Below are 16,013 nucleotides of genomic sequence, written 5' to 3'. Positions count from 1 at the left end.
CGCACAGGAGACACCCATGGGCAAGCTCGCACTGGTCGCCAAGATCACCCACGTCCCGTCCATCGTGCTCAGCGAGTTCGATGGCCCGCGCAAAGGCTCGCGGCAAGACGCCATCGACGGCCTCAAGGCCATCGGCCAGCGCTGCCGCGACCTCGGCGTGGACACCCTCGTCGTGTTCGACACGCACTGGCTGGTAAACGCCAGCTACCACATCAACTGCACGCGCCACTGGGAAGGCCGCTACACCAGCAACGAGCTGCCGCACTTCATCAGCAACATGCCCTACGCCATTCCGGGCAACCCCGAGCTCGGGCACCTGCTGGCGCGCGTGGCCAACCGCATGGGCGTGGACACGCTGGCGCACGAAGGCACCACGCTCGCGCCCGAGTACGGCACCCTGGTGCCCATGCGCTACATGAACCCCGACCAGCACTTCAAGGCGGTGTCGGTGTCGGCGCTGTGCATGGCGCACTACCTCAACGACAGCGCGCGCCTGGGCTGGGCCTTGCGCCGCGCGATCGAAGACGAGTACGACGGCACAGTGGCCATCCTGGCCAGCGGCTCGCTGAGCCACCGCTTCGCGCAGAACGGCCTCGCGCCCGAATACGCCTTCAAGCTCTGGAGCCCCTTCCTCGAAACCCTGGACCGCGAGGTGGTGCGCCTGTGGCAGGCCGGCGAATGGCAGGCCTTCTGCGAAATGCTGCCCGAGTACGCGGTGAAGGGCCATGGCGAAGGCTTCATGCACGACACGGCCATGATGCTGGGCGCGCTCGGCTGGAGCGAGTACCGCGGCCAGGCCGAGGTGGTCACGCCGTACTTCGGCGCCTCGGGCACCGGCCAGATCAACGTGGTGTTCCCGGTCACGCCCGTCACGGGCAGCGCCATCCCGGCCGCCCAGGCCTCGTCGGCCCAGGGCTTCCAGGCCGTCTCGCGGCTGTAGTCGGAGCGCGCCATGCCCCACCTCGTGCTCCTCTACAGCGGCAATCTCGACCGCCCCGCCGCACAGGGCGGCACCGACATGGGCGTGCTGTGCCGCGCGCTCTGCGACGCCCTGCTCACCGTGCGCGACGAACAGGACCGCCAGGTCTTTCCCACCGGCGGCACGCGCGTGCTGGCGTTCCCGGCCGCGCACTGGGCCATCGCCGACGGCGGTGCGGCCGGCGAGGCCGCGGGCCGCGGCGGCGACTACGCCTTCGTGTACCTGAACCTGCGCATGGCCCAGGGCCGCAGCGCCGCGGTGCACCAGCGCACCGGGCAGACCATCGAGACCGTGGCCAAGGCGCACTTCGCGGCGCACCTGGCCGGGCGCGCCATCGGCATCACCGTGCAGGTGGACGAAGGCCATGAGGTCTTCGACGCCAAGAACAGCTCCATCCACCCCTTGTTCGCCCCGCGCAAGACCTGACATGCTCGACGACGCCACCATCGAACAACTCGCGGCCGAACTCGACCGCTCGGCACAGACGCGCGAGCCGCTGCGCCATTTCTCGCAGCGCTTTCCCACCATGACCATCGACGACGGCTACCGCGTGGGCCGCGCCTGGGTCGCGCTGCAGCGCGGCCGCGGCGATCCGGTGATCGGCCACAAGATCGGCCTCACGAGCCGCGCCATGCAGCTCTCGAGCCAGATCGACGAGCCCGACTTCGGCACGCTGCTGGGCTCGATGAAACTCGTGGCGCGCGCCGATGAAGAGCTGGAGATCCCCGTGAGCCGTTTCCTCGCGCCGCGCGTGGAGGTCGAACTCGCCTTCGTGCTCAAGGCCCCGTTGAGCGGCCGCGTGACCGTGGGCGAGGTGCTCGCCGCCACCGAATACGTGACGCCCGCCATCGAGATCATCGACGCTCGCATCGAGCAGTTCGACCGCGACACGAAAAAGCCGCGCAAGGTCTTCGACACCATCAGCGACAACGCGGCCAACGCCGCCATCGTGATCGGCGAGGGCGATGCGCGCTACCGCGTGAACCCGCTCACCACCGACCTGCCCTGGTGCGGCGCGGTGTTGCGCCAGAACGGCGTGGTCGAAGAAACCGGCCTGGCCGCGGGCGTGCAGGGCCACCCGGCCATCGGCATCGCCTGGCTGGCCGAAAAACTCGCGCCCTGGGGCGACCAGCTGCTGCCCGGGCAGATCGTGCTCGCGGGCTCGTTCACCCGCCCCGTGGCCGCCCGGGCCGGCGACCGCTTCGAGGCCGACTACGGCCCGCTCGGCGTGCTGCGCTTCCGATTCATCTGACCTTCCTTCACCGCCCATGCAGACCCCCGTCAACCCCTTCAAGCAGGCCCTGGCCGCCGGCCAGGCGCAGATCGGCCTGTGGGCCGCGCTCGCCAGTCCCTACAGCACCGAACTCGTCGCCAGCACCGGCTTCGACTGGCTGCTCATCGACGGCGAGCACGCCCCCAACGACGTGCGCAGCACGCTCGCGCAGCTGCAGGCCGTGGCCAGCGCGCAGAACGCCTTCCGCGACGCGCGCTCGCACCCCGTGGTGCGCGTGCCCGTGGGCACGGGCGAGGTCGGCACCGCGCTCATCAAGCAGTACCTGGACATCGGCGCGCAGACGCTGCTCGTGCCCATGATCGACACCGCCGAACAGGCCGCGCAGGTGGTGGCCGCCGCGCGCTACGCGCCGCTGGGCGTGCGTGGCATGGGAAGCGCGCTCGCGCGCGCTTCGCGCTGGCAGGCCCATGCGCGCTACGTGCACGAGGCCGACGAGCAGGTGTGCGTGCTGGTGCAGGCCGAAACCGCCACCGCCATGAAACACCTCGACGCGATCGCGGCCACGCCCGGCGTCGACGGCGTGTTCATCGGCCCCGCCGACCTGAGCGCGAGCATGGGCCACCGCGGCAACCCCGGCCATCCCGAGGTGCAGGCCGCCATCGCCGACGGCATCCGCCGCATCCGCGCCGCGGGCAAGGCGCCGGGCATACTGGCCACCACCGAGGCCGGTGCGCGCCAGTGGCTGGAGGCCGGCGCCCTGTTCGTGGCCGTGGGCGCCGACACCATGCTGCTCGCGGCCGGGGCCGCGCAACTGCTCGGCCAATTCAAGGGCCCCGTGGCCCAGGGACCCAACGGCTATTGAAGCCCACACCAGGAGACGCCCGATGAACGCCGCCCTGCAAACCAGCACCGTGCTGCCGCCCGGCATGCACCCCGACGAGTGGGCCGCGCGCCTGGAGCTTGCGGCCTGCTATCGCGTGTTCGCCATGCTCGGCTGGACCGAGATGATCTACAACCACATCACGCTGCGCCTGCCCGAGAGCGTGACGGGGCCCAGAAGCCCGCGCCCCGCCGCCGGGCCGCCCCAAGGCGGGGCAGCCCCCTCGGGGGGCAGCGAACCACGCGCAGCGGGGAGCGTGGGGGCCCAGTTCCTCATCAACCCCTTCGGCCTGCACTACAGCGAGGTCACCGCGAGCAACCTGGTGAAGATCGACCTCGAGGGCCATGTGCTCGACGGCTCGGCCCACCGCGTGAACCCCGCGGGCTTCGTGGTGCACGCCGCCATCCACGACGGCATCGAGGGCGCGCACTGCGTGATGCACACGCACACCACCGCGGGCGTGTCGGTGGCCTGCCTGAAGGACGGCCTGCAACAGACCAACTTCTACACCGCGCAACTGCACGGCATGGTGGCGTACCACGACTTCGAGGGCATCACCATCCACGCCGACGAAGGCCCGCGCCTGCTGAAGAGCATCGGGGACAGGCCCGCGGTGATCCTGCGCAACCACGGCCTGCTGGCCTGGGGCAGCACGCTGCCGCAGACCTTCGCGATCCTGTGGACCTTGCAACGCGCCTGCGAAATCCAGCTCGCCACTTTCAGCATGGGCGGGCCGCAGGCCGCGCTGCCCGTGCCCGAGGCGATCGCCGCGAAATGCACGCGCGACGCGCTGCAGTTCAACCCGAGCCACGGCGCCGGCCGCGATGTGTTCGACGCCCTGGTGCGCCAGGTCGACCGCATCGATTCGAGCTACCGCGCATGAGCGCCGCCGGGCCGCTCCCAAGGCGCTCAGCCCCGCAGTGCGCAGCACGGAGGGCAGTCCAGTGAGCACCGTCGCGCTTCAGCACGTCGCCATCGTCGGCGCCGGCGCCATCGGCGGCTGGCTCGGCACCCGGCTGGGCCTGGCGGGCTGCCAGGTGAGCGCGCTCGCGCGCGGTGAAACGCTCGCCGCGCTGCGCAGCCACGGCCTGCGGCTGCAGCAGGGCGGCGAGCTGCTGCAATGCGCCGTCCATGCCTCGGACCGCGCGGCCGACCTGGGCGTGGCCGACCTGGTCATCGTCGCCGTGAAAGCGCCCGCGCTGCCTGGCATCGCGCCCGCCATCGGCCCGCTGATCGGCCGCCACACCGTGGTGCTCACCGCCATGAACGGCGTGCCCTGGTGGTTCTTCGAAGGCTTCGGCGGCGCGTTGAAAGGCACGCCGCTGCCGGTGGTGGACCCGGGGGGCGCCATGGCCGCCGCCGTGCCCGCGCGCCACCTGCTCGGCGGCGTGGTGCACGCGAGCTGCTCGCTCGACGCGCCCGGCCTGGTGCGCCACCACTTCGGCAACGGCCTGATCGTGGGCGAGCCCTCGGGCGCGCCGAGCGAACGCGCACAGGCCGTGGTGGCCCTGCTGGCCAGCGCCGGCGTCAACGCCACGCTGTCGGCGCAGATCCAGAAAGACATTTGGTACAAGCTCTGGGGCAACATGACGGTCAACCCCGTGAGCGCGCTCACCGGCGCCACCACCGACCGCATCCTGGGCGATCCGCAGGTGCGCGGGTTCATCAGCGCCGTGATGCTCGAGGCCAAGGCCATCGGCGAGCGCATCGGCATCCCGATCGACCAGCAGCCCGAGGACCGCCACGCGGTCACGCTCAAGCTCGGCGCCTTCAAGACCTCGATGCTGCAGGACGTGGAGGCGCGCCGTCCGGTGGAACTCGACGCGCTGGTCGCCGTGGTGGCCGAGCTGGGCCGCCTCACGGGCGTGCCCACGCCCTTCACCGACGCGCTGCTGGGCCTGGCCAGGCTGCAGGCGCAGACGCTGGGGCTGTATCCGCAGGCGGTGCAGCAGGGTTAGTCCGCTGGTGCGTGCGGCGGCCGGCTTTCGAGAATCAAGCCATGCCCGCCATCTGGTCCTTTGATGCGCCCGCCGACGGCGCGCCCTCGCTGGGCGCGGCCGCGGTGTCGGCCCTGCTCGACTGCGCCAGCGCCCCGCCCAGCGCCGCGCGGCTGCTCGCCGCGGTGCGCGCGGTGGTGCCGGTGGAGTACCTCTCTCTCGTGGGCTTTCGGCGCGACACGCCCGAACTGGTGGAAGGCAGTTCGCGCCACACCCATGAGCGCGACGTGGTCGCCGAGTGTTTCGCCATCTACCGCCGCAGCTACTGGCGCAGCGACGCGCTGGTGCGCTTGGCCGACCGCGTGGCCCGGCGGCCCGCGCGCGAGGTGGCGGTGCTGCATTGCCGCGCCGACGAATTGCCCGTGGCCGGTTGGCGCAACGAGATCTACCGGCGCGAGCGCCTGACCGACCGCTTCACCCTGCTGCACGCGCCCGCGCCGGGGGCGGTGCAGGCCATCCACCTGTACCGCGACGAGCGCCAGGGGCTGTTCCAGCCCGATGAGATCCAGCGCCTGCTCGGCCTGGCGCCCCTGCTGCGCCAGGCGCACCAGGCGTCGCTGGCCGCCGGGGCGGTGGCGGCCGACCGGCAGGCCCAGGTGGCGCGGGCCCGGGACCGGCTGCAGCGGCTGGGGCCCGCGCTGTCGCCGCGCGAGGCCGAGGTGGTGGCCCGCATCGCCTGCGGGCTGGGTGCCGAGGGCATCGCCGCCGAGCTCGACGTGGCGCCGTCGACGGTGGTCACCCTGCGCAAGCGCGCCTACGCCAAGCTGGCGGAAGCCGGGCTGCCGGCCGACCGGCTGCGGCTGGCGCGCTGGCTGGCCTGATCCCCTGTCCATCCCCCCCGAAGGGGACGGGCCGCCCCGGCGCGCGGCCTAGCATGGCCGCCACACCCAAGCCGAGGAGACACCGCATGTGGCTGCGCAATTGCTGGTACGTGATCGCCTGGGACCACGAGATCCCGCCCGCCGACTCGCCGCAACTCTTCACCCGCACCGTGCTCGGCGAACCCGTGCTGGTCTACCGCACGCAGGCCGGTGAGCTCATTGCACTGGAAGACCGCTGCTGCCACCGCCACGCGCCGCTGTCGGTGGGCAAGCGCGAGGGCGACTGCGTGCGCTGCGGCTACCACGGCCTCAAGTTCGACCACCGCGGCCAGTGCGTGGAGGCGCCGGGCATCGAGATCGTGCCCGCCAAGGCGCGCGTGCGGCGCTACCCGCTGGTGCTCAAGAACCGCTGGGTCTTCGTGTGGATGGGCGATCCCGCGCTGGCCGACGACGCGCTGCTGCCCGACAACTTCAGCTGCGATTCGCCCGACTGGCAGCACAAGCCCGGCTACCTGCACTACGACACGCCCTACCTGCTCATTTGCGACAACCTGCTCGACTTTTCGCACCTGAGCTTCGTGCACGAAAAGACCCTGGGCGGCTCCACCCGCATCGCGCAGGCCCGCCCCACCATCGAACCCGTGCCCGGTCCCAACGCCGGCTGGCCGCAGATCGGCATCAAGGTGTCGCGCCACGTGCACGACGTGCCCGCGCCGCCGTTCTACCAGCGCTTCCGCCGCTTCGACACGAACCTTGACCGCTGGTTCGTCTACGACTTCCTGTTGCCCGGCACGCTGCTCATGCACTCGGGCGGGCGGCCCACCGGTACCGGGCCCGACCAGACCGGCCCGTCGGTGCGGCTGCATTCGTGCCAGACGCTCACGCCCGAGACCGCCACCACCACCCACTACTTCTTCCAGCAATCGCACCCGGTGGGCGAGGGCGATGCCACGGTGACGCAGAGCATCTACGACAGCCTGGTGGCCGCCTTCAACGAAGACCGCGACATGATCACCGCGCAGCACCGCAACCTGCAGCACAACCCCACGCTGCCCATGATGCCGCTGGCCATGGACGCGGCGCTGATCCAGTTCCGCCGCCTGCTCGAGGCCCGCGTGCAGGCCGAGCAGCAGACGCCGAGCCCCTGGCCGCACGCCCCCGTGGCCGCCTGAGCCTTGCCCTTTCCCCCCACGACAACCACGGAGACTTCCCATGAACCGCAAGACCTTCACCCTGGCCACCCTGCTGGCCCTGAGCGGCGCCGCGAGCGCGCAAACGGTGCTCAACGTGTCCACCTGGCTGCCGCCCACGCACGGCGCCAGCATGGCGCAGGTGCAGTGGTGCGAGGCGGTGGAAAAAGAAACCCGCGGCAGTGTGAAGTGCAACCACCTGCCCAAGGCGGTGTCGGCCCCGCCCGGCACCTTCGACGCGGTGCGCGATGGCCTGGCCGACGTGTCCTTCACCGTCGACGGCTACACGCCCGGCCGCTTCGTGTTCACCCAGCTCGCCGAATTCCCGTTCCTGGGCGACAGCTCGACCGCCACCAGCGTGGCCTACCAGCGCATCTACGAGAAGTACTTCGCGCCGCTGGGCGAGCACCGCGGCGTGAAGACGCTGGCGGTGTTCACCCACGGGCCCGGCATCATCTTCACCGTCAAGCAGCCGGTCACCAGCGCGGCCGACGCCGCCAGGCTCAAGTTCCGCATCGGCGGCGGCAACATCAACGAACTCTCCAGGCTCATGGGCTGGAACACCACCCTGAAGCCGGCCACCGATTCGTTCGAGCTGCTGTCCACCGGCGTCATGGACGGCACCTTCTTCCCCGACGAATCGCTGCAGTCCATGAAGCTCTCGATGGTGAAGCACGCCACCACCTTTCCTGGTGGCCTCTACAACACCAGCTTCGTGTTCATGATGAACCCGGCCAGGTACAACGCGCTCAAGCCCGAGGAGCGCGCCGCGATCGACAAGGTGTCGGGCGAGGCCGCCACGCGCCTGTTCGCCGCTGGTTGGGACCGCACCGACGCGGCCTCGCGCGAGATCCAGAAGACCACCGGCGTGCAGCGCCAGATGGCCAGCGAGGCCTTCGTCAACGAGGTCAAGGCCAAGCAGGCGCAGCTCGAGGACAAGTGGGTGGCCGCGGCCGAAGCCCGCGGCCTCAAGAACGCGCGCGCCGTGCTGGCCGAGTTCCGCGCCGAGACGCAGAAGCTCAAGTGAGGCTCAGCCCGCCAGCGCCGGGAAGATCTTGGTCAGGCCCGCGGCCATCACCTCCACCGACAGCGCCGCGAGGATCAGGCCCATGAGCCGGGTCATCACGTTGATGCCGGTCTGGCCGAGGAAGCGCGCGATGGGCTCGGCCAGCGTGAAGCACACCGCGGTGGCCAGCGCGATCACCACGCCATAGCCCACCAGCATGGCGTGCTGGAAGAAGGTGCGCGCCTGGTCGGCGTAGATCACCACGGTGGACATGGTGGCCGGGCCGGTGAGCAGCGGGATGGTGAGCGGCACCACCGCGATGCTGGTGCGCGCCGAGGTTTCGCTCAGGTCCTGGTCGTTCACCTTGGCCTCGGCCGGCCGCGCGTTGAGCATGGACAGCGCCGAGGTCAGCAGCAGCATGCCGCCGCCCACCTGGAAGCTCGCGAGCGAGATCGAGAAGAACTCGAGGATCTGCAGGCCGACCAGCGCGCAGGTGGCGATGACCGCGAACGCGCTGAAGGCCGAGATCATCACCGTGCGCTGGCGCTGCTGGCGGCTGAAGCCCTGCGTGTAGTGGATGAAGAAGGGCACGATCGCCAGCGGGTTGACGATGGCGAGCAGGGTGATGAGGGGCTTGAAGTCCATGGCGGCGGCGGGTGAACGCGCCGCATTGTGCGCCCGTCGCCGCCGATCCGGCGCCGGGCCGCCCCAAGCCGCATCAGCCCCCTCGGGGGGCAGCGACCGGCGCAGCCGCGGAGCGTGGGGGCTCAGGGTTCCTTAGCCGAAACATGCCATAGCCTTCCATTCGCAGCACCGGATCGCCGTGCTGGTTGAACATCTCCCAGGTGGTGCGCACCAGGCCCACGTCGGGGCGCTTGGCCATCACGCGCTTTTCGGTGATGGTGTGGCGCAGCGAGAGCGTGTCGCCCGGGTAGACCGGCTTGAGCCACTTCAGGCTGTCCAGCCCCGGCGAGCCCAGGCTCGAGGTCTCGTGCAAGAAGTTCGTGACCATGAGCCGCATGGCCATGGCGCAGGTGTGCCAGCCGCTCGCGCAGAGCGCGCCGAACACCGAGTCCTTCGCGGCTTCGGGGTCGAGGTGGAAGGGCTGCGGATCGAACTGGCTCGCGAAGGCCACGATTTCTTCGGCCGTGGGCGTGATGCTGCCGAGGTCGCGCACCTCGTTGACCGCGAGGTCTTCCCAGAAGTACTTGATGGGGGTTCGGCCGCCGGGCCGCCCCAAGGCCGAACGCGCCCCCTCGGGAGGCAGCGACCCGTGCAACGGCGGAGCGTGGGGGTCTTGCATCACCGGCCTCCGGACACGTCGATCAGCGCGCCCGTGGTGTAGCTGGCCGCGTCCGAGAGCAGCCAGGCGATCAGGCCGGCCACCTCGTCGGCCTTGCCCGCGCGCTGCATCGGGATCATGGGCGCGAGCTCCTTCGGCCGCTCGGGCCGGCCGCCGCTGGCGTGGATCTCGGTCTCGATCAGGCCCGGCCGCACCGCGTTCACGCGCACGCCTTCGGTGGCGAGTTCGCGCGCCAGGCCGATGGTGAAGCTGTCGATCGCGCCCTTGCTGGCCGCGTAGTCCACGTATTCGGTGGCCGAGCCCAGGCGCGCGGCCACGCTCGAGAGGTTCACGATGGACCCGCCGCTGCCGCCGTGCCTGGTGCTCATGCGCCGCACCGCCTCGCGCGCGCACAGAAAGCTGCCGATCACGTTGATGTCGAACATGCGCTTCCAGCGCGCCACGCTCATTTCATCGAGCCGGGCGCGCTGGTCGACCACGCCCGCGTTGTTCACCAGACCGGTGAGGCGGCCGAACTTGGCGTCGACCTGCTCGAACATGCGCAGCACCTGCGCCTCGTCGGCCACGTCGGCCTGCACCGCCATGGCCCGCCCGCCCGCGGCGCGGATCGCGCGCACCACCTCGTCGGCCGCGAGCGAGTTCGCGGCGTAGTTGACCGCCACCGCCCAGCCCGCCTGCGCGGCCAGCTGGCAGGTCCGCGCGCCGATGCCGCGCGAGCCGCCCGTGACCAGCAACACCTTGTCTGTCATACCCTGTCTCCTGCAACGTTCACGCGCATGGCGTACAAGATCGCCTGCGCCGCCCACCCCCCTGGCGGGCGTTGCCGATGATTACAACAGCCAACGGAGACCGCCATGCGTCGCCAGGTCGACTACTTCTTTGCCACCATGAGCCCCTGGGCCTACCTGGGCCATGCGCGCTTCGTGCGCCTGGCCGCCAACGCCGGCGCCGAGGTGCGCGTGCGCCCCATGGACCTGGGCAAGATCTTCCCGCTTTCGGGCGGGCTGCCGCTGGCCAAGCGCGCGCCGCAGCGCCAGGCCTACCGGCTGGTGGAGCTGCGCCGCTTCAGCGAATGGCTGCAGCTGCCGCTCAACCTGCAACCGCGGTACTTTCCGGTGGCGGGCGACCCCTCGGCCCGCCTCATCAGCGTGGTGGCCGAGCGCGACGGCAGCGCGGCCGCGCTGCACCTGAGCGGCGCGGTGCTGGCCGCGGTGTGGGCGCACGAGCAGGACATCGCCGACCCGGCCACGCTGGCCGCGCTGCTGCAGCAGACCGGGCTGAGCGCCGAGCGCCTCGCCCAGTCGCAGACCGACGCGGCCCAGGCGCTGGCCGACGCCCACACCCAGGGCGCGATCGACGCCGGCGTGTTCGGTGCGCCGAGCTACGTGATCGAGGGCGAGCTGTTCTGGGGCCAGGACCGGCTCGACTTCGTGGAGCGCCGCTTGCTGGCCTGAGCCCTTTCCCTTTTTCGTTCAACGCACAGGAGCACAAGACCATGGGCAAGACCCTCACCCTCCAGGCCGCCGACGGCCACCGCTTCCCCGCCTACGTGGCCGAGCCCGCGGGCCGGCCCAAAGGCGGCATCGTGGTGCTGCAGGAGATCTTCGGCGTCAACGCGCACATCCGCGCCGTGGCCGACGGCTACGCCGCCGCGGGCTACTTCGTGGTGGCGCCCGCCACCTTCTCGCGCATCGGCAAGGGCGAGGTGGAGCTGGGCTACACCGAGGCCGACATGAAGGAGGGCATGGGCCTGAAGGCCGGTGTCGAGGCGCTGCCCGCGCCCGGCGTGATCGCCGACATCCAGGCGGCGGTGGACCACGCGGCCCAGGCCGGCAAGGTCGGCATCGTGGGCTATTGCTGGGGCGGCCTGCTCACCTGGCGCGCGGCCGCGCTGGTCAAGGGCCTGAGCGCCGCGGTGCCGTATTACGGCGGCGGCGTGACCACGCCCGAGGAGGCCGCGCGCCAGCCGCAGGTGCCGGTGCTCGCGCACTTCGGCGAACAGGACCACTGGATCCCGCTCGACACGGTGGCGGCCTTCAAGCAGGCGCAGCCCGCGGTCGAGGTGCAGGTGTACGCGGCCAACCACGGCTTCAACTGCGACCACCGCGGCTCCTACGACAAGGCCTCGGCCGATCTCGCGCGCGAGCGCACCCTCGCGTTCTTCGCGAAGCACGTGGGCTGAGCATGAAGCGGGCCGCGCTGGCGCTGCTGCTCGGGCTGGGCGCGATGGGCATGGCCGCGGCGCAGTACCGCGGCCCGCTGTTCGACGCCCACCTGCACTACAACACCGAGGCCTGCCCGCACGAGGCCACGCCCCTGCCGGCCTGTCCGCACCCGCTGGCCGACGTGCTCGATCGCATGCAGCGCAATGGCGTGCGTGCGGTGCTGGCGAACTCGCGGCCCAACGACGGCACGCTCGCGCTGGCCAGGGCGCAGGACGCCACGCGCGCGGCCGGCGTCACGGTGGTGCCCTTCGTGCGGCTCTACCGCAACCGCGACGACTACAACAACTGGTTCCGCGACCCGAGCATCGTGGCGATGGTGAACACCGAGCTCGCGCGCGGCACACCGGCCGGCCCCTACCGCGGCCTGGGCGAGTTCCACCTCTACGACAGCGCCAACGCCGACGGCCCGGTGGCCCGTCAGCTCATGGCGCTGGCCGATGAGAAAGGCCTCGCGGTGCTGGCGCACGTGGACGACGTGGCGGTGGAAAAGCTCATGGCGCACACGCCATCCAAGGGCCGCCAGCTGCGCCTGATCTGGGCCCACACGGGCATCGGCGGCACGTCGGCGGCGCGGGTGGACGCGCTGTTCGCGCGCTTTCCCGGCCTGCACGGCGAGCTCTCGTACCGCCCGGGGCTGACCTGCGGCGAGGGCACGCTGTGCCCCGAGTGGCGCGCGCTGCTGCTCAAGTACCCCGACCGCTTCATGATCGGCTCGGACACCTGGGTGAACCAGCGCTGGCAGGCCTACGACGGCCTGATGCAGGGCTACCGCGCCTGGCTGGGCACGCTGCCGCCCGAGGTGGCGAAGAAGATCGCCTGGGACAACGGCGCATCGCTGTTCGGCCTGCCCGAACCCGCGCCGCGGTGAAGCGGGCGGCCCGACCCGCTAGCGGCCCGACGACGAGCGCAGGTAGCGCTTGCGCCAGAAGTACACGCTGAGCCCCACCGCCACGAACACCATCGAGCCCATCGCCCACCAGAAGCCGCCGCGCTCGTGGATGAAGGGGATGAACTCGAAGTTCATGCCGAAGATGCCCGCGATCAGGTTGAGCGGCAGGAACACGGCGGTGAGCGCCGTGAGCGTGCGCATGATGTCGTTGGTGCGGTTGCTCTGCGCCGAAAAATGCATCTGCACCGCGGTCTCGGCGTTCTGTTCGAGCCGGCGCACGTGGTGCACCACGCGCTCGATGTGTTCGAGCACGTCGCGGCTGCGCACCTTGAGCAGTTCCAGCCCGCGCTGGCCGCCGATGGCCTCGCCGGGCTCCCAGTCTTCGAGCGCCTCGGTCCAGTCCTGGATGGCGCTGCGCTGGTCTTCGCAGATCTCGTCGAGCTGGTGCAGCGAGATGCGCGCGTCGAGCAGCGAGTTCCAGTTGGTGAAGCGCGTGCGCGGGCTCAGCAGCTCGGCCTGCCAGTGATCGAGCTGGCGCGTGAGCTCGCGCCGCAGGTCGAGGTAGCCGTCGACCATGTGGTTCACGATGCGCAGCATCTGGTCGGCCGGGCTCGTGGGCAGGCCCGCGCCCGCGTTGCGCGAGGGCAGGCCGGCACTCGCAAGCAGGCGCGCCGCGTACTGGTCGAGCACGCCGCAGCCCGCGGGGTGCACGGTCACGAGCACGCGGTCGAACACCGCGAAGCCCACCGGGCTGGTGTCGATGCGGCGCAGCACCGGCGGGCCGCCGCGGCGCACCGGCTCGGTGAGCACCGCGCCGGGCTGGGCCATGTCGGTTTCGGACTGGCCCGCGGCGAGGCGGCGAAACACCAGGATGTCGTACTGCGAGGTGTAGTCGTAGTGCGAGGGCAGCTGGTTGTTGAGCAGGTCGGACACGTGCAGGTCGACCAGCGTGGTCCCGCACATCACCTGCAGCGCGGCCTGCACGTGGCCGTGTTCGAGCTCGAATTCGCGCCGTCCGCAGGCGACCCAGACGAAGCCGCGCGGCGGCAGCACCAGGGGCAGGGTGTGCGTCTCGGTGACCGCGCCGGGCTGGACGTGGAAGACCCGCATGCGTGGGGCCGCGGTGTCAGCCGCGCAGCAGGCGCGCGGCGTCGCGCGCGAAGTAGGTGAGCACGCCGTCGGCGCCCGCGCGCTTGAAGGCCAGCAGGCTTTCCATCATCACGGCGTCGTGGTCGAGCCAGCCGTTCTGCGCCGCGGCCTTGAGCATCGCGTACTCGCCGCTCACCTGGTAGGCGAAGGTCGGCATGGCGAATTCGTCTTTCACGCGGCGCACGATGTCCAGGTAGGGCATGCCGGGCTTGACCATCACCATGTCGGCGCCTTCGGCGATGTCGATGGCGACTTCGCGCAGGGCCTCGTCGGTGTTGCCCGGGTCCATCTGGTAGACCTTCTTGTCGGCCTTGCCCAGGTTGGCGGCCGAGCCCACGGCATCGCGGAAGGGGCCATAGAAGGCGCTCGCGTACTTGGCGCTGTAGGCCATGATGCGCGTGTGCACGTGGCCCGCGGCCTCGAGCGCGTTGCGGATGGCGCCGATGCGGCCGTCCATCATGTCGCTGGGCGCCACGATGTCCACGCCCGCCGCGGCCTGCGCGAGCGCCTGCTTCACGAGGATCGCGACCGTGGGGTCGTTGAGGATGTAGTTGTGCGCGTCGAGCACGCCGTCCTGGCCGTGGCTGGTGTAGGGGTCGAGCGCCACGTCGGTCATCACACCGAGCTGGGGGAAGCTGGCTTTCAGCGCGCGCACCACGCGCGGCACCAGGCCGTCGGGGTTCATGGCTTCCTGGCCATCGGGCGTCTTGAGCGCCGGGTCGATCACCGGGAACAGCGCCATCACGGGAATGCCCAGCTTCACGCAGTCCTCGGCCACGGGCAGCAGCAGGTCCAGGCTCAGGCGCTCCACGCCGGGCATGGAGGCCACGGCCTCGCGCCGGCCCTCGCCCTCGAGCACGAACACCGGGTAGATCAGGTCCGAGGGGTGCAGCCGGTGCTCGCGCACCAGATCGCGGGTGAAGGCATCGCGGCGCAGGCGGCGCGGGCGGGCGGCGGGGAAGGGGGCTGGGGTGTGCATGGGCCCATTGTGGCAAATGCGGCGGCGGGCAATGAGCCCGGGTTTGCGTGCGGCAATCCACAAAAACTAAAACTTCCCGCTACATGCCTCTGTCTTTGGCGGCATTTCGGGTGCAAATTTCGTTTCATCGACAAACCCGGTCCGCCCCGTCAGAACTTTTCTCTGCCCGGCGGCCCACATGGATTCACGGAACACAGCCTTGAAACGTCCTATGGCCACGCCCAAAAAAGACCAGCCAGGCGCCGCCGGAGCGGCGGGCTCGTTGCGCAGCAACGAGGCCTGGTCGTTGTCGGAGCACGCGCCTGCCCTGCTGGCTTCGGCGGCGGAGCAGATCGGTGAAGCCCTGCAGGTGCTGCAGGGCGGCATCGACCAGTTGCAGGCCCAGAGCCGGCTGGGCCCGCAGGCCCAGTGGGCGCTGAGCGTGCCCATGCACCGCATCAAGCGCCTCACGGTGGTGATGCAGCAATTGCAGCGCTTCCACTCGGGCCGCATCCGCCAGTCGCACGAGAAGGTCGACCTGGCGCGCGTGGCCGAAGACTGCCTGCAGGACCGCCGCAAGGAGTTCGCGCTGCTCGGCGTCGAGATGCGCCGCAAGCTCAAGCCGGTCGACGTGCTGATCGACCCCACCGTGGCGCATGCCTTCCTCAGCGCACTGGTCGACTGGGCCCTGCCGCTCGGCCGGCGCATTGACGTGCGCGTGGACGTGAACCACTGGCCGCCGCACGCGCGCCTGCAGGTGCGCATCCACAACGACGGCGCGCCGCCCTCGTCGTCGGCGCCGGTGCTCGACAACCTCGACTGGGCGCTGGCGCGCCAGATCGCGGCCACGGCGGGCGGCATCGACCTGCAGCGCGAGGCGACGGCCGAAGGCATCACCGCGATCGCCCTGTTCCATCGCACCGCGCAGTCGGTCGACGGCATTTCGGCCATCGACCTCACCGCCGACGACCCCACCTCGGCGTTCAAGTCGCTGCAGGGCATCTACGCGCTGGTGATCTCGCCCGCGCTGCAGGTGCGCGCCGACGTGCGCGACGCGCTGCGCGAGATCGGCGTGGCCGCCGACAGCGTGGTGGACCTGCAGCAGGCCGCCGATGCGGTGCGCCACCGCATGCCCAGCATCGTGGTGATCGACGCCGACCTGCGCGGCCCCGACTTCGACCGCTTCCGCAGCCAGTTGCTGCGCGAGGCCATGGACATGCCCTTCGTGGAAATCTCGGGCGACGACAGCGCGTTCGCGATGTCCGGCTTCAGCGAGACCTCGATGGCCAGCGTGGGGCGCGGCAGCATCCGCGAATCGCTGGGCACGGCGGTGATGTTCGAGCTCGCGAAGTCGATCTGATCCGCAACCGGTTTTGAGGCGC

The 16,013-nt window shown here is 70.8% G+C and carries 18 protein-coding genes; 13 read left to right on the top strand and 5 right to left on the bottom strand.

Translation table 11 applies throughout. From position 1 onward, the window contains the following. Positions 1 to 16 precede the first annotated feature (16 nt). The 9 genes from hpaD to WDZ95_RS21340 all read left to right on the top strand — a co-directional run bounded on the left by hpaD (position 17) and on the right by WDZ95_RS21340 (position 8,128). Positions 17 to 940: a 3,4-dihydroxyphenylacetate 2,3-dioxygenase gene (gene hpaD, locus WDZ95_RS21380; protein WP_425781495.1), complete on the top strand. Its 924-nt coding sequence runs from the start codon at positions 17 to 19 to the stop codon at positions 938 to 940. A gap of 12 nt (positions 941 to 952) precedes the next feature. Then, positions 953 to 1,405, top strand: a complete 453-nt coding sequence (locus tag WDZ95_RS21375; protein ID WP_425781493.1) for a 5-carboxymethyl-2-hydroxymuconate isomerase — start codon at positions 953 to 955, stop codon at positions 1,403 to 1,405. A gap of 1 nt (position 1,406) precedes the next feature. Continuing rightward, positions 1,407 to 2,231, top strand: coding sequence for a 2-oxo-hept-4-ene-1,7-dioate hydratase (gene hpaH, locus WDZ95_RS21370; RefSeq protein WP_425781491.1), 825 nt, complete (start codon positions 1,407 to 1,409; stop codon positions 2,229 to 2,231). Positions 2,232 to 2,247: 16 nt separating this feature from the next. After that, complete coding sequence (locus WDZ95_RS21365; RefSeq protein WP_425781489.1) at positions 2,248 to 3,075, top strand: aldolase/citrate lyase family protein; 828 nt, start codon at positions 2,248 to 2,250, stop codon at positions 3,073 to 3,075. A gap of 22 nt (positions 3,076 to 3,097) precedes the next feature. Next, the gene (locus tag WDZ95_RS21360; RefSeq protein ID WP_425781487.1) at positions 3,098 to 3,976 is read left to right on the top strand and encodes a class II aldolase/adducin family protein; all 879 of its coding nucleotides are present in this window, start codon (positions 3,098 to 3,100) and stop codon (positions 3,974 to 3,976) included. Positions 3,977 to 4,037: 61 nt separating this feature from the next. Then, positions 4,038 to 5,051 (top strand): 2-dehydropantoate 2-reductase, encoded by a 1,014-nt coding sequence (locus WDZ95_RS21355; protein ID WP_425781485.1) that lies wholly within the window; start codon positions 4,038 to 4,040, stop codon positions 5,049 to 5,051. 41 nt (positions 5,052 to 5,092) lie between these two features. Continuing rightward, positions 5,093 to 5,911: a helix-turn-helix transcriptional regulator gene (locus WDZ95_RS21350; protein WP_425781483.1), complete on the top strand. Its 819-nt coding sequence runs from the start codon at positions 5,093 to 5,095 to the stop codon at positions 5,909 to 5,911. Between the two features lie 86 nt (positions 5,912 to 5,997). Continuing rightward, positions 5,998 to 7,083, top strand: coding sequence for an aromatic ring-hydroxylating dioxygenase subunit alpha (locus tag WDZ95_RS21345; RefSeq protein ID WP_166229580.1), 1,086 nt, complete (start codon positions 5,998 to 6,000; stop codon positions 7,081 to 7,083). A 40-nt stretch (positions 7,084 to 7,123) separates the two neighbouring features. After that, complete coding sequence (locus WDZ95_RS21340) at positions 7,124 to 8,128, top strand: TRAP transporter substrate-binding protein (RefSeq protein WP_166229582.1); 1,005 nt, start codon at positions 7,124 to 7,126, stop codon at positions 8,126 to 8,128. 3 nt (positions 8,129 to 8,131) lie between these two features. Here WDZ95_RS21340 and WDZ95_RS21335 read toward each other — a convergent pair whose 3' ends face one another. The 3 genes from WDZ95_RS21335 to WDZ95_RS21325 form a co-directional block, all read right to left on the bottom strand. Continuing rightward, on the bottom strand, positions 8,132 to 8,752 hold the full coding sequence (locus tag WDZ95_RS21335; protein WP_166229584.1) for a MarC family protein: 621 nt from the start codon (positions 8,750 to 8,752) through the stop codon (positions 8,132 to 8,134). A 73-nt stretch (positions 8,753 to 8,825) separates the two neighbouring features. Further along, a complete protein-coding gene (locus WDZ95_RS21330) occupies positions 8,826 to 9,410 on the bottom strand; it encodes a MaoC family dehydratase (RefSeq protein WP_425781480.1) in 585 nt (194 codons plus the stop codon). Beyond that, positions 9,410 to 10,159 carry an SDR family oxidoreductase gene (locus tag WDZ95_RS21325; protein WP_166229588.1) on the bottom strand — a complete coding sequence of 250 codons (750 nt, stop codon included), beginning with the start codon at positions 10,157 to 10,159 and terminating at the stop codon, positions 9,410 to 9,412. The genes WDZ95_RS21330 and WDZ95_RS21325 overlap by 1 nt, the downstream gene beginning before the upstream one ends. A 105-nt stretch (positions 10,160 to 10,264) precedes the next feature. Between WDZ95_RS21325 and WDZ95_RS21320 the strand changes: the two genes are divergently transcribed. From WDZ95_RS21320 to WDZ95_RS21310, 3 genes are read left to right on the top strand one after another with little or no spacing between them, the layout of a single operon-like run. Beyond that, on the top strand, positions 10,265 to 10,864 hold the full coding sequence (locus WDZ95_RS21320) for a 2-hydroxychromene-2-carboxylate isomerase (RefSeq protein ID WP_425781478.1): 600 nt from the start codon (positions 10,265 to 10,267) through the stop codon (positions 10,862 to 10,864). A 41-nt stretch (positions 10,865 to 10,905) separates the two neighbouring features. Beyond that, the gene (locus WDZ95_RS21315; protein ID WP_425781476.1) at positions 10,906 to 11,592 is read left to right on the top strand and encodes a dienelactone hydrolase family protein; all 687 of its coding nucleotides are present in this window, start codon (positions 10,906 to 10,908) and stop codon (positions 11,590 to 11,592) included. A 2-nt stretch (positions 11,593 to 11,594) separates the two neighbouring features. Beyond that, entirely contained in the window at positions 11,595 to 12,503 is a 909-nt protein-coding gene (locus WDZ95_RS21310; protein WP_425781474.1) for an amidohydrolase family protein, read from the top strand. 18 nt (positions 12,504 to 12,521) lie between these two features. Here the strand turns inward: WDZ95_RS21310 and WDZ95_RS21305 are convergent, their stop codons facing one another. Both WDZ95_RS21305 and hemB read right to left on the bottom strand, forming a co-directional pair. Continuing rightward, a complete protein-coding gene (locus tag WDZ95_RS21305; protein ID WP_425781472.1) occupies positions 12,522 to 13,634 on the bottom strand; it encodes a magnesium transporter CorA family protein in 1,113 nt (370 codons plus the stop codon). A 16-nt stretch (positions 13,635 to 13,650) separates the two neighbouring features. Then, on the bottom strand, positions 13,651 to 14,652 hold the full coding sequence (hemB, locus tag WDZ95_RS21300; protein WP_425781470.1) for a porphobilinogen synthase: 1,002 nt from the start codon (positions 14,650 to 14,652) through the stop codon (positions 13,651 to 13,653). 211 nt (positions 14,653 to 14,863) lie between these two features. Between hemB and WDZ95_RS21295 the strand changes: the two genes are divergently transcribed. Next, positions 14,864 to 15,991 carry a hypothetical protein gene (locus WDZ95_RS21295; RefSeq protein ID WP_425781468.1) on the top strand — a complete coding sequence of 376 codons (1,128 nt, stop codon included), beginning with the start codon at positions 14,864 to 14,866 and terminating at the stop codon, positions 15,989 to 15,991. Positions 15,992 to 16,013 lie beyond the last annotated feature (22 nt).

Source organism: Hydrogenophaga sp. T2, assembly GCF_049843535.1.
Lineage (GTDB): Bacteria > Pseudomonadota > Gammaproteobacteria > Burkholderiales > Burkholderiaceae_C > Hydrogenophaga > Hydrogenophaga crocea.
Note: the sequence above shows the minus strand (reverse complement) of the source record. Positions and strands in the feature narration are given on the sequence as shown.

Excerpts from the sequence above, each read along its gene's own strand:
- hpaD (WP_425781495.1), top strand. The coding sequence starts at position 17 with ATGGGCAAGCTCGCACTGGTCGCCAAGATCACCCACGTCCCGTCCATC.
- WDZ95_RS21375 (WP_425781493.1), top strand. The coding sequence starts at position 953 with ATGCCCCACCTCGTGCTCCTCTACAGCGGCAATCTCGACCGCCCCGCC.
- hpaH (WP_425781491.1), top strand. The coding sequence starts at position 1,407 with ATGCTCGACGACGCCACCATCGAACAACTCGCGGCCGAACTCGACCGC.
- WDZ95_RS21365 (WP_425781489.1), top strand. The coding sequence starts at position 2,248 with ATGCAGACCCCCGTCAACCCCTTCAAGCAGGCCCTGGCCGCCGGCCAG.
- WDZ95_RS21360 (WP_425781487.1), top strand. The coding sequence starts at position 3,098 with ATGAACGCCGCCCTGCAAACCAGCACCGTGCTGCCGCCCGGCATGCAC.
- WDZ95_RS21350 (WP_425781483.1), top strand. The coding sequence starts at position 5,093 with ATGCCCGCCATCTGGTCCTTTGATGCGCCCGCCGACGGCGCGCCCTCG.
- WDZ95_RS21345 (WP_166229580.1), top strand. The coding sequence starts at position 5,998 with ATGTGGCTGCGCAATTGCTGGTACGTGATCGCCTGGGACCACGAGATC.
- WDZ95_RS21340 (WP_166229582.1), top strand. The coding sequence starts at position 7,124 with ATGAACCGCAAGACCTTCACCCTGGCCACCCTGCTGGCCCTGAGCGGC.
- WDZ95_RS21335 (WP_166229584.1), bottom strand. The coding sequence starts at position 8,752 with ATGGACTTCAAGCCCCTCATCACCCTGCTCGCCATCGTCAACCCGCTG.
- WDZ95_RS21330 (WP_425781480.1), bottom strand. The coding sequence starts at position 9,410 with ATGCAAGACCCCCACGCTCCGCCGTTGCACGGGTCGCTGCCTCCCGAG.
- WDZ95_RS21325 (WP_166229588.1), bottom strand. The coding sequence starts at position 10,159 with ATGACAGACAAGGTGTTGCTGGTCACGGGCGGCTCGCGCGGCATCGGC.
- WDZ95_RS21320 (WP_425781478.1), top strand. The coding sequence starts at position 10,265 with ATGCGTCGCCAGGTCGACTACTTCTTTGCCACCATGAGCCCCTGGGCC.
- WDZ95_RS21315 (WP_425781476.1), top strand. The coding sequence starts at position 10,906 with ATGGGCAAGACCCTCACCCTCCAGGCCGCCGACGGCCACCGCTTCCCC.
- WDZ95_RS21310 (WP_425781474.1), top strand. The coding sequence starts at position 11,595 with ATGAAGCGGGCCGCGCTGGCGCTGCTGCTCGGGCTGGGCGCGATGGGC.
- WDZ95_RS21305 (WP_425781472.1), bottom strand. The coding sequence starts at position 13,634 with ATGCGGGTCTTCCACGTCCAGCCCGGCGCGGTCACCGAGACGCACACC.
- hemB (WP_425781470.1), bottom strand. The coding sequence starts at position 14,652 with ATGCACACCCCAGCCCCCTTCCCCGCCGCCCGCCCGCGCCGCCTGCGC.
- WDZ95_RS21295 (WP_425781468.1), top strand. The coding sequence starts at position 14,864 with ATGGCCACGCCCAAAAAAGACCAGCCAGGCGCCGCCGGAGCGGCGGGC.